The organism is Pseudomonas sp. SWRI68, assembly GCF_014269165.1.
GTDB lineage: Bacteria > Pseudomonadota > Gammaproteobacteria > Pseudomonadales > Pseudomonadaceae > Aquipseudomonas > Aquipseudomonas capeferrum.
The window spans coordinates 108789-123383 of record NZ_JABWRU010000015.1 but is presented as its reverse complement, the minus strand read 5'-3'; the positions used below and the strand labels follow the sequence as shown (position 1 = coordinate 123383).

Sequence of the window (14595 nt, the reverse complement as noted above, 5' to 3'; positions counted from 1 at the left end):
TCGACTTTGCTGTCGGGACGCATCATGGCGGACTGGCTCCAGAAAGAAATCGGGAGCGCAGCATCGGGCTTCAGGTAGTCGCTTGGAATGTGGGCTTCATGGAGCGGACACAATCCAATGAGGTAGCCCGTGACAGTGAATTGCAAAGCCCCCCCACTTACGTTTAGTGCCTGTGCCATTTCCGGCATGGCTGGAAGGTACAGGTCGGTGGAGATGGAGGCGAACGCCATCAACAGGCTCAGAATCAGCAAGACGCGCAGACCATGATCCTGATGAATATCCGACACTTGTGATTCTTGTTGCTCGGGCTTTTGGGAAATAACGTCCATTTGATTCATGGAAAAAATCGGAGCTCCCACTCAGGTGCTTTGGCTGGGCGTCCAGACTAATGCAATGGCTACCTGGGAAAAACAATGCAAGTCAGGACGTACCATTGAGCTGTGCTCATGAATCAGCAACCTGCCAATGGCAGTGTTTGGCTGAGCGCACACCTGCCTATTGTTGAGCGTTGCTCATCGGTGCATAAACCAAACGGCCGGTAGTTGAACGTAGAGACATCAACTACGTTGGTCGCAACTCTATTCATTCTGCAAGGAGCTAGCGATGCGCCCAAGAGCAGCCATGCCTGCAGTCGCCCTGTTGGTCACCGTCGCATTTAACGCCTGCGCTGCTGATGCCCCCTCCGAGCAATCCATGACGATCGTGAGAAATGGCGAGCAGGCATCCGTAATCGGGCCGCCAACTAATTTTGTGGGGCATGCACGAATTGACCCTCTCTTCGCCCCACGGGCACCGTCGAAAGTCTCGGCAGGGTATGTGACCTTTCAACCGGGTGCGCGATCGATGTGGCATACCCACCCGTTGGGACAAATGTTGGTGGTCACTATGGGCACCGGATGGGTTCAACAAGAGGGCGCTGATAAACAGGTCATCAAGCCTGGAGACGTGATATGGACGCCGCCTGGCGTCAAGCATTGGCATGGCGCAACGAGCACGACCGGCGTGACTCACATGGCCATTCAAGAGACGCTTGACGGCAAAAATGTCGAGTGGCTTGAGCCGGTTACCGAAGCCCAGTACGGCGCTTCATTATGATTATTCGAACATTTGCAGCAGCAGGCTTAGCGCTGTGCTTGTCTGCATGCGCCACCCCCGAGGGGGCGCGGACTAAGGAAATTTCGCACATGTCAAATTCAGCCGATATACACGCCGCATCACCGGTAATGGCTCACAACGCTGACACATTACTGCTCGGTGAGGTCTGGAAACGCCCAGAGTTGTCTCCCCGTGACCGGAGCCTGGCAACGGTCGCCGTGCTGATTGCGCGAGGTCAGACAACTGAGCTGGCGGCATACCTGGATCTGGCGTTGAAGAACGGGGTGACGCCTTTGGAGTTGTCCGAAACTATCAACCATCTCGCGTTTTATTCGGGTTGGGGTAACGCCGCTGGAGCAGCGCCGATTGCCAAAGAGGTGTTTAGCAAGCACGGCATAGCCTCTGACCAACTGGCGCCGGTGTCGCCCGTGCTATTGCCTATCGATCAGGCTGCCGAAGACGCACGCGTTGCAGCTGTCGACAAATCTGTTGGCCCGGTTTCGCCAGGGTTAGTGAAATTCACCACCAGTGCGTTATTCAACGATCTCTGGCTGCGTCCGGGTCTTGCGCCCAGAGACCGTAGTCTGATTACTGTTACGACGTTAGTTGCAAACGGTCAGGTTGCGCAGATCGGTTACCACCTTAATCGTGCGATGGACAATGGCCTGACGCAGACCGAGGCCTCCGAATTGCTTTCACATTTGGCGTTCTATGCTGGATGGCCTAACGCCTTCTCAGCCGTGCCGGTATTCAGCGATGTGTTCACCAAGCGCCAGGCGAGCTGAGTCGCTAGGGGAGTGGCCCCATGGGTTCGAGTTCGCGGATGAGGTCAATCAGTAGGCGAATGCCTACGGGAACTTGTCTGAAGCTTGAGTAGTAGATGTGAAAGCCTGGGTCATGGTGAGTCCAGTCCTCAAGGACTCGCCGCAGGGAGCCTTCCGCGATCTGTCGTTCGACGACCTTCGCAGGAACATACATCAAGCCGGCGCCGCGCATTGCCATCGCCACACCAACGCGGGTCTCATCGATAGTGATGGCGCCCGGCGCGTCTATCTCCATCTGTTGATCCTCCTTCGAGAATTGCCAGTGGTAAATGTGTGCATTCCCCAGACGCACGCGTAAACAACGATGTTGGTACAGCTCTTCCGGATGTAGCGGGGTGCCGAATCGCTCAAGGTAATCAGGCGCGCCAACGACGGCCCATGCCACATCGGGAGAGAGTCGTTGAGCGATCATGTCTTCGGGCACCGTCCCGCCGAAACGAATCCCTGCATCGTGGCCGTCGCCGATAATATCGACCATTCGGTTAGTCACGGTGAGGTCAACCTCGATGTCCGGATAGCGATCAATGAAAACCGGAAGAACGGGGCCGAGCAGCAGTTTTGCGCCATCGCTCAACACGTTCAGGCGGATACGCCCGGCTGGCTCATCGCGTAGCCGGTTCAGGGTCTCTAGCGCCTGTCCGATATCATTGACCGGGGTGCTGATGAGGCTTTGCAGCTCCTCACCAGCTGCTGTGAGTGTCACGCTTCGGGTGGTGCGATTGAGCAGTCGAACACCAAGCCGTGTCTCCAGCCCTTTCATGGCATGGCTCAGTGCAGACGCGCTGATGCCCACGTCCAGACCCGCCTTTCTGAAGCTTTGATGCCGAGCGATGGCGAGGAAATAAACAATATCTGCCAGGTTCGTGCGGCTCAGTTGCATTGATGACTCCGAAGCAAAAAGCGGTAAGGTCAGCCCACAGCGGGCAAGTGGTCAATCAACTTGTCGAGCGTAATGGGGTAATCACGAACCCTAATGCCGGTGGCGTTATAAACAGCGTTGGCAATCGCCGCTGCCGCTCCTGAAATACCGAGTTCGCCGACACCCTTAGCCTTCAGCGGAGTCGCATAGGCGTCAACTTCATCCAGGAAAATAACCTCCTGGTGGGGGATGTCGGCATGTACCGGCACTTCGTAGCCCGCCAGATCGTGATTAACAAAAAAGCCCAAGCGATGATCCACTACCATTTCTTCCATCAGCGCTGCACCTGCGCCCATGGTCATTCCCCCGATAATCTGACTGCGTGCTGTTTTAGGGTTGAGTACTCTGCCTGCTGCGCACACTGCCAGCTGGCGGCGAATGCGAATTTCTCCGGTGGCCGCGTTTACACCAACCTCTACGAAGTGAGCGCCAAAGGTTTGTTGGGCATACTGCTTAGCCAAGTCGCCAAACTCCATGACGTCTTCGGCCTGCAAGTCGCCGTCTTTTGTCGCTTGTGCCAATGGCAGGTTTTTCGACCCTTCACGGACGTGGCCATCGATAAATTCGGTTTTTGTCGGATCGAGGCCCAACTTGGTTGCGACGGCTTCTCTAAGTTTCACACAAGCAGCATAGACGCCCGCCGTGGATGAGGCTGCGCCCCATTGGCCGCCTGAACCCGATGATTCCGGAAATCTTGAGTCGCCCAGGTAGACGTTTACCTTGTCCATGTCCACGCCCATCATTTCCGCAGCCGTTTGAGCAATGATTGTGTAAGAGCCGGTGCCAATATCAGTCATGTCGGTTTCAACGGTGACCATGCCTTTGCGATCAAGTCGCACGCGAGCAGCGGATTTTGTCGTGGGTGCTCCTCGAATCGCCGACGCCATCCCCAGCCCGACCCACCAACCGTCATGCAGTTCTTTAGCCGGTTGGGTACTACGCCGAGCCCAGCCAAAATGATCGGCTCCCGTATGCAGGCATTCGACTAACTGGCGCTGAGAGAACCGGCGATCAGGCTGCTCCGGGTCTACCTGAGTGTCGTTGATGACGCGAAACTTCACAGGATCCATCCCCAGTTTCTCAGCCATTTCGTCCATGGCAATTTCCAGTGCCATCATGCCTGGAGCTTCACCGGGCGCGCGCATGGCGCTACCTTCGGCAAGGTCGAGTTCGGCGAGATACAAGCGTGTCATGCGGTTTGCGCCCGCATACAACGTTCGGGTCGATGCGGTGGCCGCTTCAGTGCGACCACCGCGCAGATTGCCAGACCAGCTCTCGTGGCCGATGGCAGTGAGGGTGCCGTCCGGATTTGCACCGAGCCGGATTCTTTGAATCGTCGCGGGTCTATGGGTCAGGTTGTTAAACATGAGCGGGCGGGGGAGTGCTACTTTCACCGGGCGCCCGGCCGCTCTAGCGGCAAGAGACGCCAATACGGCGTCGCACAGGATGGTGCCTTTTCCACCAAAGCCGCCGCCGATGTAGGGCGAGATCAGGTGAATGTCGTCTTTGGAGATGCCTAGCGTTTTAGCCAGGTCTCTGACACCCCAGTTCATCTGCTGAATGGATGTCCATAGCGTCAGTTTTTCTCCCTGCCACTGAGCGATGGTGGCGTGAGGCTCCATCATCGCGTGGGCATGATCCGGGGTAGTGTAATGGCCGTCGAGGGTGACGGCTGCCTGCTTGAACGCGCCTTCGAAATCCCCGATCGTGGTGTGCGGAGGAGGGCCGAACGCACCCGGCGCGGGTGTCTTGGCTGACGCTCTCTGTGCTGCGAGGTCGTAGGCCCCAGGCTCTCTTACGTAGTAGACCCGAAGCAGAGCCGAAGCAGCCCTGGCTTGTTCAAACGTCTGTGCGACGACAATGGCTACGGCCTGGTGATAGTGATCGATCTTTGGGCCGGCAAGTGCGCGGTCAACGTAAAATTCGCCCCTGTCCAGTTGACCCGCATTCTCATAGGTGACGATTGTAATCACGCCGCTGGCTTGGCGTGCTTCGCTCGAATCAATTGAGGAAATTCGACCTTTGCCGATTGCTGAACCGACGACATAGCCGTAGGCGGGGGGACTGACAGCGGCCTGTTGTTCGTAAGCATAGGTCGCCGTGCCGGTTGTTTTCAGTTTGCCTTCAACTCGATCTTTGGGTTGACCAATCACCTTCATTTGATCAATGGGATTGGTGCTTGCAGGCGTATCAAACTTCATGAGGCTTACTCCTGGTCAATCGACCGCAGCCGTGCAATGCCGGTGGTGTCGCTTAGGAAGATGCGGTGGAAAGCGCAAGGCCAATTGTCCGTTCCGCCAGTTTGATCTTGAAGGCGTTCTGCGCGGTGGGATTAGCGGCAGCCAGCAAATGTGTGGCTACGGCCTTCGCGCCATCAGGCAGATAAGCTTCGGCCTCTTCACTTCGCCAAGGCTTGTACGCCACGCCTCCCAGGGCGAGTTGCCCCGTCCGGTCTGGCAGTACGATCGCCGCGACAGACACCAGCGCAAACGCGTAGGAGGCGCGGTCACGAACCTTGTAGTAGATATGCTCGCCCCCTAAAGGTTTAGGCAGCGTCACGGCAGTAATCAGTTCGCCGTTGTTCAGGATGTTCTCGATATGTGGGGTGGTCCCCGGTGCGCTGTAAAGGTCGGCGAGATCAATCGTTCTAACTTGGCCGTCCGAGTTGAGTGTTTCTACCCTTGCGCCCAATGCTCGCATCGCCACAGCCATGTCACTGGGATGGCTGGCAATGCAGGCATCGCTGACCCCGACGATCGCTTGTTGCCGACTGGCGCCACCGATTGCAGAGCAGCCGGCACCCGGACGCCGCTTATTGCAAGGCTGATTGGTATCGTAAAAGTAGGCGCACCGGGTGCGTTGCAATAGATTGCCTGCCGTTGTGGCTTTGTTGCGCAACTGCCCTGACGCTCCCGCGAGCAGCGCCTTGGATAGTACGGCGTAGTCTCGACGCACCTGAGGCGCAGCAGCCAAGTCAGTGTTACGCACCATTGCGCCGATCCTTAGCCCGCCGTCCTCGGTCGGGGTGATTTCATCGAGCGCCAGTCCGTTTACATCTATCAGGTGCTGAGGGATTTCTATTTCCAGTTTCATCAAGTCGAGCAAATTGGTGCCGCCGGCGATGAATCGGGCACCCGGGTTATTGGCTGCGGCGTTAACCGCTTGCTGCAAAGAGGTGGCCCGTTCGTAAGTAAAGGATTTCATGCCTCACCTCCGGCTATCTCGTGAATGGCATCGACAATGTTGGAGTACGCCCCGCAACGGCAGATGTTTCCACTCATGCGCTCGCGAATCTCAGCGGCTGTGACGGTGCTCCTGGCGATCAAATCGCTGCTGACGTGGCTGGGTATGCCGGCCTTTATCTCTTCAAGCATCGCGACTGCCGAGCAAATCTGTCCAGGCGTGCAGTAACCGCATTGGTAGCCGTCGTGCTTGATGAATGCCGCTTGCAGAGGGTGCAGGTTGTCCGGCGTACCGAGCCCTTCAATGGTGGTGATGCTGTCACCTTCATGCATGACCGCAAGCGTGAGGCATGCGTTTATTCGTCGACCTTCTACGATCACCGTACAAGCACCGCACTGACCGTGGTCACAACCCTTCTTGGTGCCGGTTAAATGCAGCCTTTCTCGAAGGACGTCCAGGAGCGTGCTGCGGTTGTCGACATCCAAGGCAACTCGCCGCCCGTTGAGGGTAAACGTCACATGACTGCCAGGCGGGCTCTGCGCTGCTGATTTCGTGTTGGCAGTCGCTTGGGCATCATCGACCTTTGTTAATACGGCCGTGACTGCAGTACCTGCGGTCCCTATCAGCACTTGTCGTCGGGAGAGTTCTATTCCAGCTCCCGTTGCGGTGGGGGTTTTAGTGTTCATCAACGTCTCCATTCGCAGTAGGTGTGGCTGAAGCCGGTGTTCAGTGTGGGAGCCTATGGCACTAGGTTGCAGCTGATAACTGGCGTTTTCAGAATGAATCCGTGAGCAGCGCTCAGTAATCCAGGCCAAGGCCCCGCGTGGACAGGAACCGGATCTGCGGGTTATTACTCGGTGGCGGAAAAAGAACACCCAAATTGGCTGCACTTCTTCGGGATCTATGTAGATGAGGCGGCATATCGAAGCCGTATGGCGTCTGCACATTTTCAGAAGTACATGAAGACAATCCAGTCGATGATTCTGTCCAGAGTCTCAGTCGAAACCGAACCAGTTCAACTCAGCACTCGCGGGGTCGATGACCGATTCTTCATGAGTGTGTGGTCTGTAAGAGAGTGGCGCTGAGCACATCAGTTTTACGCTCATGAACGCAAGGCACCGGCACGTTTGTTCAACGCCGCAAGCGCAGTGCCTCAACGATCAGCGACAGTGCGGGCGAAGATTGGCGGTGGTTTGCGTAGAAGATATGAAGCCCAGGAACGCTCGGCGCCCAGTCATTGAGCACGACTTGCAGGTTACCGTTCTCGATGTAAGGCCGTGCTAGCTCTTCCGGTATATACGTCAGACCTGAACCTGCACTCGCAGCTTCGATAGCTTGGTAGATCGAGTTGAACGTCCACGAACCCTGCGTACGCCCTTCAGAAATAGGGCCGATTGATATTTTCGTTCAAGCAGTTTCAGTCGAAGAGATCGTCCGGCCAATACATATTCCATTGAAAAAATCGACCGGGTTCTCGGGCTTCGGAACATTCTGGAAATCGCAAAGGAGTATTTCGAACTGATCCGCCGGGTTTTGACTTTGTTGGACATTCAGCCATTGATCGAAGTGGATCGGAGAGCGCTTTACGGCGGTTTGGGAACAGCGGCTTGTGATTTTTTCGACACGGGGGAATGTTACACCTTAGGTTGGGGGCATCCTTTTCAAACCATCTAAAGCATGCCCTCAGATGTGCCCCCAATGGAGCAATCCACTGGAAGTGAATGGAGCTCCATGGTTTCTGGAAAGGCAGAAATGATCAGCTAAACAGCCTGCCCGACGACGCCTAGAGACTCTCAGGGTCGCCAAAGAACATCTGTATCCGCGACCGCAACCATCGCTCAGCCGGGTCGTTATCCTGCGCCCCGCGCCAAGCCATGTGCAGCTCGAAACTGCGCACTTCAATCGGCAGATCTTCCGCCCGCAAGCCCCCCGCAGCCGTCAGTGCATCCGCCGTGTAGTCCGGTACCGTGGCAACGATATCGGTCCCCGCCAGCAAACTCCCCAGCCCGTTGAACTGCGGCACCGCAAGCACCACGTGGCGCTTGCGGTCAATTTCTTCGAGCGCTTCATCGATGAACCCGGACAGGTCGCCGGCGAACGACACCAACGCATGCGGCCGGGCGCAGAAGTCATCCAGGGTGATGCTGCCCGGCACGCTGTCGGCACGCAGCAGTTTCGGCTTGCTGCGGCGCAGCACCTTGCGCTTGGCGTTGGCGGGCAGCTCGCTGGTGTAGCTGACCCCCACCGAGATTTCGCCCGAGGCCAGCAAGGTAGGCATCAGCAGGTAATTGACCCGGCGCACCACCAACACGATACCCGGCGCTTCGGCGCGGATACGCTTGAGCAGTTGCGGCAGCAGGGCGAATTCGGCGTCGTCCGACAGGCCGATGCGGAACACCGCATTGCTGGTGGCCGGGTTGAACTCGGCGGCGCGGCTGACGGCGGTGGAGATGGAGTCCAGCGCCGGAGAGAGCAGGGCAAAGATCTCATGCGCCCGTGCCGAAGGCTCCATGCTGCGGCCAGTGCGCACGAACAACGGGTCGTCGAACAGGTTGCGCAGACGCGACAGGGCCGCGCTGATGGCCGGCTGGCCGAGGAATAGCTTCTCGGCAGCACGGGTCACGCTGCGCTCGTGCATCAGCGTTTCGAACACGATCAGCAGGTTGAGGTCTACACGACGCAGGTCGTTTCGATTCATCGGTGCGCTTCGCCTAAAGTGGGGCAGGGGTGAATCTTAAGGCCAAAGGCTGTTACCCTGCACCGATTTCCGGGTGCCAATTCATAGGAATGTCAGGTGCCCAATCGATGACAAGCATGTCGACTATTAATGACCACTGATGGTCTAACGGCCAAAGCCCGGATAAAGTCCGTGGTATTAGAGGTTCACAAGGCGAGGTATGCGATGTCCCGCATGATCCGATTCCACAAGTTCGGCGCTGCCGATGTGCTCCGTTGCGAGGAGCAGGCCGAACCGTCGCCCGCCGCCGACGAGGTGCAGATCCGCGTCGAGGCAATCGGCGTCAGCTGGTATGACGTGCTCTGGCGTCAGAACCTGGCCCCCTCCCAGGCCCGCCTGCCGGCGGGGATCGGTCATGAAATGGCCGGGGTGGTGACAGCTGTAGGCGAAGGGGTCGAGGACATTGCGGTGGGCGACCGGGTCGCCAGCTTCCCGGCCACCAGCGCCAATGATCACCCGGTATACGGCGACGTGATCGTGCTGCCACGCACGGCAATCACCCGGTATCCGGATATCCTCACGCCGATCGAAGCCAGCGTGCACTACACGCCGCTGCTGATCGCCTACTTTGCCTATGTCGACCTGGCCCGCGCCAAGGCCGGGCAAACGGCGCTGGTCACCGATGCCAGCCACTGTGCAGGGCCTGCGTTCGTGCAACTGGGCAAGGCCCTGGGGCTGAAAGTGTTTGCCGCCACCAAGGCGCCCGAGCAACGCGAGTACTTGCTGGGGCTGGGGGCGGACAAAGTGATCGTCACCGAGGAGCAGGACCTGCTGCTACAGATCGGTAAGTACACCGACGGTCGCGGCGTGGACATGGTCCTCGATGGCATGGGTGGGCCGCAGATGTCGCTGCTCGGCGATGTCCTGGCACCCCGAGGCAGCCTGGTGTTGTATGGCCTGCAAGGTGGCAACCAGACGCCATTCCCGGCTTGTGCGGCGTTCCAGAAGAACATCCAGTTCTATGTGCACTGCATCGGTAACTTTACCGGCAAACCGGAACTGGGCATCAGCCAGGACCAGGTTGCGCTGCAGCGTGCCTTGCGCGATATCAACCAGTTCACCGCCGACCAACTGCTGACGCCGCAGATCATCAAGGTGTATCCGTTCGATCAGGTGGTCGAGGCACATCGGTATATGGATGAATGCCCTTGCGGGGGGCGGGTGGTGCTGGATATGGCGCAGCCTGCGTGATCTGACATTGACGACAACAGGAACCCGGGCACAGTCCCGGGTTTTTGTGTTTTGCGGCTGCACATTTTCAGCGTGATACTTGTAGATAATCAGATGCATCCTACAAATTAATAATACGTGGACTACATACTTCAAGGGGTTACCGTTTATTGCGGTAATATCCTGGAAGAGATTTGAAGTTGAACGCTTGCAGTGTTCCATTCATTGTGTGTTGGCGCACTGGCTGAATGGTTTTTTTACCCTCATCTGTATCTTCTATTCGATGTGCAACTCTCGATAATGGCCTAGTGATAGTTTGCGCAAGGAGCGTGGAATGAGCATGGCTATGCCCGAGCCAGGGCAGTGTATGGCGGCAGCCTGTCATCAGTGTGGGGCATTTTTTTCGATGGCTTGGCGACAGAGCATGTCACATCGTTACTTCCCAAGACTTGTAGGGAAATTCTTCAGGATCGATGCACTACACGGTGTGCAGTTGACCCTGTAATGAATGCATGAAGTTGATGAGGTGATTACGTGAGCGCTATCCACGAACAGGCGATGCACTATATCTACCAGCAAGTGTTGGAACGCTTGTTGAGCCATATGTCCCAGGCGCAGCGCGCGTCTGTGCAGTTGCTGATACAGCGGCTGCTGGTGGCTGCCGGTGGCCCCGAATACATCGGCACATTCCGTTTGCTGGTACTGCAGGGCAATGACCGCCGAAGTGCCCACCTGTTGGCCATTCTGCGCGCAGCCCAGTTGAGTATTGCCTTGCGCGCCCCGGTGACCTTCCAGTTGCGGGTACTGGTGGTCAACCTGCCGACTGCCGGCAATGCCGCGCTGGACAACCATGAACGCAGCTTCAACGCCTTGTTCATGCAGGATGACCCGCGGGTACAACTGCAGATGACCGAAGGCTGCGAGGTGGTGCCGTTCAATCGTCGGCCCTCGGCGTCGACCGAGCGCTGGGCCCTGGCACGCAATGCCATGCTGATGTTCGGGCACGGGGTCGATGCCCGGCCCGAAGCCCTGCTGGGCAGCCGGCTGCATCTGGAGCTGGCGGGTGCCGTGGGTGTCGCGCTGCAGGCGCAGTCGCGTGCGGATGTGCTGATTACCGCAGTACCTGCCCGGCAGCGACGCCGTTACCTGGCCTGGGCCCGGCGTAGCCTGTGCCAGGCAGGGGAGCGCGGGCCCCATCTGCTGCATCAGTGCCTGGCGACATTGGCCAGCGGGCTGGGCAGGTTGCAGGGGGTTGCCGGGTCACCCCTGGAGCCTGTAGGCGACCCCTGCCGCGTAGTCGCGGAGGATGCCACGTTGCGGGTGATCGCTATCGATGACTTGCTGCCGCATCTGCTTGAACAAGAGCAGCTCGACCTCATGCTCGGCTGCCGCCTTGACCCTGACCAGGACGCCTGGCCGCTGGCGGCCTTCATCGACCCTAAGGCCCTGGCACAGCTGCACGAACTGCGCGCCCGTTGCAGCGAGCCAATGGGCCATCGACAGGCGTTGCGGCTGGCCGGCCCTTGCGCTTTCGATGGGCAGCGCGAGCCAGCTTCGGGGCATCCGGGCAAAGCCTACGGCATCAGCCAGACCCAGCTGGTATGCCTGTTGTTCAGCCCCTTTGCCAGGCAGGGCAAGGGCCTTGAACGTTTTCTGCAATGCCGTCATCCCGACATGCAGGTGGCGTTGCCCTACCTGCATCGGGCCTTGCAAGGTAAACCGTGCCCCGATGCGGTGAAGGACTGGCTGGTGAATACCAGTGGCTTGGCACTTGTGCAACTGCGGGCGATTTATGAGGGGCGTCTGCAACCCGCGTCCAGGCGCTTGATGGCGAACCTGGCCCGGCGTGATGTGCACCTGAAATTGTTGCCGGCGCCGTTCGTAGCGGGACGACCTGGCCTAGAGGGCTTGCCCTGATGGGTCGATCGCTGCCGGGCGACTACGCCTATCGCAAGGTGTATCACTACCTCGAATCGCTGATCGACGAGGCCCAGGGGCTTGAGCCATGGCGCCTGCCCTCGTTGCGCACGCTGTCCCGGCGCTTGCGCGTATCGCTGGCCACTGTGCAGAGCGCCTACAGCCTGCTTGAAGAGGAGGGCCGTGTGCATTGCGTGCCGAGGTCGGGCTACTTCGTGCGCGTGGATGTGCAGCCGGATGGCCCGCCGTTGCCAGCACCGAGCGGGCTAAGCAACGTACCGACGCAGCCCATGCTGGAACGTTCATTGTTTACCCACGAGCGGCGCCTGGCACGCCAGCGGGCTTGGGCGGCTGCCCCGCTGGAGGAGGTCGGCAGCGCGCGGCTGCGTAATGCGCTGGCCGAACGCTATACCCGCTCATCCAGCCATTACTGGCGTGCCGAAGAGGTGCATCTTGCCCCCGACGTACAGGCGTTGCTTGAGGTTGTGCTGGCGGCGCTGGCCCTGCGCGGGGGCACCGTGCTGGTGTGCTCGCCGTGCTGCTGGCAAGTGCTGCGCGCGTTGCAGCGTTGCGGCATGCGCGTGCTTGAGGTGCCACTGAACGCATACGGCGCTGCAGACCTGCAGGCGTTGGCGGGTTTGCTCAGCGCGGAGCCGGTGGGCATGCTGATCATGCCGTCCTGCCTGAGCATGCCCCAGGGCCGGCTGATGTCGCAGCACGACCAGCAGCAGATAGGCCAACTGCTGGGCGAGTACCCGGTGTGGTTGCTGGAGAATGACCTGGACAGCGAGTTGTGCTTCAGCGGGCCGCCGGCTGCGCGCTTGCGCGATTGGGTCGACCCGCGCTGGCTGTTGATGATGGGCTCGTTCGAAGCTGCGGTGGGCGGCGAAGCGCCCTACGCCTATGTGCTGGGGCGGCATGCAACGCTGACCGAGGCCTTCGCCCAGCGTGCGTTTCAGCTTGCGCCCTTGCGGCTGCAGGCGCTGGCGCTGATGCTTGGCAAAGGCGAAATCGAACGCCAGTCAGAAAAGCTGCGCGCAGAACTGCAATGGCGCATGGAGTGCCTAGGCCAACAACTCAGGTTGCAACTGGGTGAGCAGGTCTCCTTCCAGATGCCCGAGGGTGGCTGGACCCTGTGGCTGCGGTTACGCCGGCCAGTGCCGTTGGATGGCATCGTGGCGGCGCTGTCAGGCACCGCCTTGCGTGTGGTCCCGGGCGGGCAACACAGCCTGCAGGTGCGTCATCAGCAATACCTGGCGCTGCGGTGGGTGGGGGAAGGGCTCGATGCGCTGCAACAGGCTCTGGAGAAGCTGGCGCAGGCGCTGGAGCTGCGTTGCGGCCGGCCAGTGGGGTAGCAGTCGAGGGTGAATGGTAACAGGGGCCACTTTGCGGCCCCTGTTGCGGGTGCCCGTCTGCCTACTGTTCCTGCCCCTGGCGCAAGCGGGTGCTGATCAATGCCGCCAGTACCAGCATCGAGGCGATGATCCACAAGCCGTTGCGGGTGCTGCCGGTTGCCTGCTCGATCAGGCCCATCACCGACGGCCCGACGAAGCCGCCAAGCAGGCCGCACGTGGTGACGAAGGCCAGGCCCGCCGCCAGCGCGTTGCCGCTCAAGCGGCTGGAGGGGAAGACGAAGATGATCGACTGCACCACGAACAGCATCAGCGCGGTCAGCGAAAACCCGATCAGGCCGATGAACGAACTGGACAGCGAGGCGAGCAGCAGCCCGGCCGACATGGTCAGCAACCCGAAGAACAGCAAGGTGCGGCAACGATTGGGCGAAGTCGCCAGGCGGGGCAATGTCGCAGCGCCAATGGCGGCGGCAATCCACGGCACCGAGGTCAGCAACCCGACCTGGAAGGGCGACAGCGCGGCATAGGTGCCGATGATGCCAGGCAAGAAGAAGATCACCGTGTAGATGGTGATCTGGTGCACGAAGTACACCGCGATCGCCAACCAGATCTGCTTGTCGCGAAACATCTGCCCCAGCTTGCTTTGTTGCGGCGCCGCAGCCCGTTCGGCGTTCAGGCGGCGCTCGATGTCCTGGGCATCGGCGGCTGACAGCCAGGGCGCCGATGCCGGGCCATCGGGCAGTTTTTTCCACACCACGTAGGCCAGGGCCACCGCAGGCAGGCCTTCGAGCACGAACAGCCATTGCCAGCCGTGCCAGCCCAGCACGCCGTCCATTTCCAGCAGGGCGCCGCCCAGCGGCCCGCTGAGGATGTTGGCCACGCATACCCCCAGCAGGAAGTAGCCGGTGGCACGGGCACGCTGTTCGCGGTCAAACCAGTACGTCAGGTACAGCATGACGCCAGGGAACAGGCCGGCTTCGGCCACCCCCAGCAGCAGGCGCATGATGTAGAACGAGGTTTCGCCCTGGACGAACGCCATGCCCGCCGAGAGCAGGCCCCAGGTGATCATGATGCGGGTGATCCAGAAGCGCGCGCCGACCCGGTGCATGATCAGGTTGCTCGGCACTTCGGCCAAGGCATAGGTCAGGAAGAACAAGCCCGCGCCCAGCCCATAGGCCGCCGCCGACAGGCCCAGGTCGATGCCCATGCTGGCCTTGGCCAGGGCGATGTTGGTGCGGTCGAGAAAGCTCATCACGTAGACGACGATAAGCAGCGGCATCAATTTGCGCAGCAACAGGCTGTTAAGGCGCTGTTCGGTAGCGACGGCAGGCGCGGCGGCCGCTGTCGTGCCAGTGAGGATTGTCATTGTTTTTTCCCCGTGAAAAGTGCTGGTGGTGT

General features: G+C 59.5%; 11 protein-coding genes and 1 pseudogene. 5 read left to right on the top strand and 7 right to left on the bottom strand.

Going from position 1 to position 14595, the window contains the following annotated elements; translation table 11 throughout:
- Positions 1–338: pseudogene (locus tag HU770_RS19965) on the bottom strand (hypothetical protein); the annotation flags it as partial.
- Positions 339–621: 283 nt separating this feature from the next.
- On the opposite strand from HU770_RS19965, the gene HU770_RS19960 reads away from it, so the two are divergent.
- On the top strand, positions 622–1095 hold the full coding sequence (locus HU770_RS19960) for a cupin domain-containing protein (RefSeq protein ID WP_238347521.1): 474 nt from the start codon (positions 622–624) through the stop codon (positions 1093–1095).
- Complete coding sequence (locus tag HU770_RS19955; RefSeq protein WP_186665114.1) at positions 1092–1880, top strand: carboxymuconolactone decarboxylase family protein; 789 nt, start codon at positions 1092–1094, stop codon at positions 1878–1880. Before HU770_RS19960 ends, HU770_RS19955 begins: the two co-directional genes overlap by 4 nt.
- Positions 1881–1884: 4 nt before the next feature.
- On the opposite strand, the gene HU770_RS19950 is transcribed toward HU770_RS19955, so the two are convergent.
- The 5 genes from HU770_RS19950 to HU770_RS19925 all read right to left on the bottom strand — a co-directional run bounded on the left by HU770_RS19950 (position 1885) and on the right by HU770_RS19925 (position 8719).
- Positions 1885–2799 (bottom strand): LysR family transcriptional regulator, encoded by a 915-nt coding sequence (locus HU770_RS19950; RefSeq protein ID WP_186665112.1) that lies wholly within the window; start codon positions 2797–2799, stop codon positions 1885–1887.
- Between the two features lie 29 nt (positions 2800–2828).
- Positions 2829–5039: an aldehyde oxidoreductase molybdenum-binding subunit PaoC gene (gene paoC, locus HU770_RS19945; protein WP_186665110.1), complete on the bottom strand. Its 2211-nt coding sequence runs from the start codon at positions 5037–5039 to the stop codon at positions 2829–2831.
- A gap of 52 nt (positions 5040–5091) precedes the next feature.
- Entirely contained in the window at positions 5092–6042 is a 951-nt protein-coding gene (locus HU770_RS19940; protein ID WP_186665108.1) for a xanthine dehydrogenase family protein subunit M, read from the bottom strand.
- Positions 6039–6707 carry an aldehyde dehydrogenase iron-sulfur subunit PaoA gene (gene paoA, locus HU770_RS19935; RefSeq protein WP_186665106.1) on the bottom strand — a complete coding sequence of 223 codons (669 nt, stop codon included), beginning with the start codon at positions 6705–6707 and terminating at the stop codon, positions 6039–6041. The genes HU770_RS19940 and paoA overlap by 4 nt, the downstream gene beginning before the upstream one ends.
- 1097 nt (positions 6708–7804) lie before the next feature.
- Entirely contained in the window at positions 7805–8719 is a 915-nt protein-coding gene (locus tag HU770_RS19925) for a LysR family transcriptional regulator (protein WP_238338591.1), read from the bottom strand.
- A gap of 204 nt (positions 8720–8923) precedes the next feature.
- On the opposite strand from HU770_RS19925, the gene HU770_RS19920 reads away from it, so the two are divergent.
- The 3 genes from HU770_RS19920 to HU770_RS19910 all read left to right on the top strand — a co-directional run bounded on the left by HU770_RS19920 (position 8924) and on the right by HU770_RS19910 (position 13200).
- A complete protein-coding gene (locus HU770_RS19920) occupies positions 8924–9949 on the top strand; it encodes a zinc-dependent alcohol dehydrogenase family protein (protein ID WP_186655868.1) in 1026 nt (341 codons plus the stop codon).
- Positions 9950–10462: 513 nt separating this feature from the next.
- Complete coding sequence (locus tag HU770_RS19915; protein ID WP_186655866.1) at positions 10463–11845, top strand: hypothetical protein; 1383 nt, start codon at positions 10463–10465, stop codon at positions 11843–11845.
- Positions 11845–13200, top strand: a complete 1356-nt coding sequence (locus HU770_RS19910) for an aminotransferase class I/II-fold pyridoxal phosphate-dependent enzyme (protein WP_186655864.1) — start codon at positions 11845–11847, stop codon at positions 13198–13200. The genes HU770_RS19915 and HU770_RS19910 overlap by 1 nt, the downstream gene beginning before the upstream one ends.
- A gap of 61 nt (positions 13201–13261) precedes the next feature.
- Here HU770_RS19910 and HU770_RS19905 read toward each other — a convergent pair whose 3' ends face one another.
- A complete protein-coding gene (locus tag HU770_RS19905; RefSeq protein WP_186665104.1) occupies positions 13262–14563 on the bottom strand; it encodes an MFS transporter in 1302 nt (433 codons plus the stop codon).
- Positions 14564–14595 lie beyond the last annotated feature (32 nt).

What these genes read in the sequence shown, in the direction of transcription:
- HU770_RS19960 (WP_238347521.1), top strand. Translation starts at nt 622, where the DNA reads ATGCCTGCAGTCGCCCTGTTGGTCACCGTCGCATTTAACGCCTGCGCT.
- HU770_RS19955 (WP_186665114.1), top strand. Translation starts at nt 1,092, where the DNA reads ATGATTATTCGAACATTTGCAGCAGCAGGCTTAGCGCTGTGCTTGTCT.
- HU770_RS19950 (WP_186665112.1), bottom strand. Translation starts at nt 2,799, where the DNA reads ATGCAACTGAGCCGCACGAACCTGGCAGATATTGTTTATTTCCTCGCC.
- paoC (WP_186665110.1), bottom strand. Translation starts at nt 5,039, where the DNA reads ATGAAGTTTGATACGCCTGCAAGCACCAATCCCATTGATCAAATGAAG.
- HU770_RS19940 (WP_186665108.1), bottom strand. Translation starts at nt 6,042, where the DNA reads ATGAAATCCTTTACTTACGAACGGGCCACCTCTTTGCAGCAAGCGGTT.
- paoA (WP_186665106.1), bottom strand. Translation starts at nt 6,707, where the DNA reads ATGAACACTAAAACCCCCACCGCAACGGGAGCTGGAATAGAACTCTCC.
- HU770_RS19925 (WP_238338591.1), bottom strand. Translation starts at nt 8,719, where the DNA reads ATGAATCGAAACGACCTGCGTCGTGTAGACCTCAACCTGCTGATCGTG.
- HU770_RS19920 (WP_186655868.1), top strand. Translation starts at nt 8,924, where the DNA reads ATGTCCCGCATGATCCGATTCCACAAGTTCGGCGCTGCCGATGTGCTC.
- HU770_RS19910 (WP_186655864.1), top strand. Translation starts at nt 11,845, where the DNA reads ATGGGTCGATCGCTGCCGGGCGACTACGCCTATCGCAAGGTGTATCAC.
- HU770_RS19905 (WP_186665104.1), bottom strand. Translation starts at nt 14,563, where the DNA reads ATGACAATCCTCACTGGCACGACAGCGGCCGCCGCGCCTGCCGTCGCT.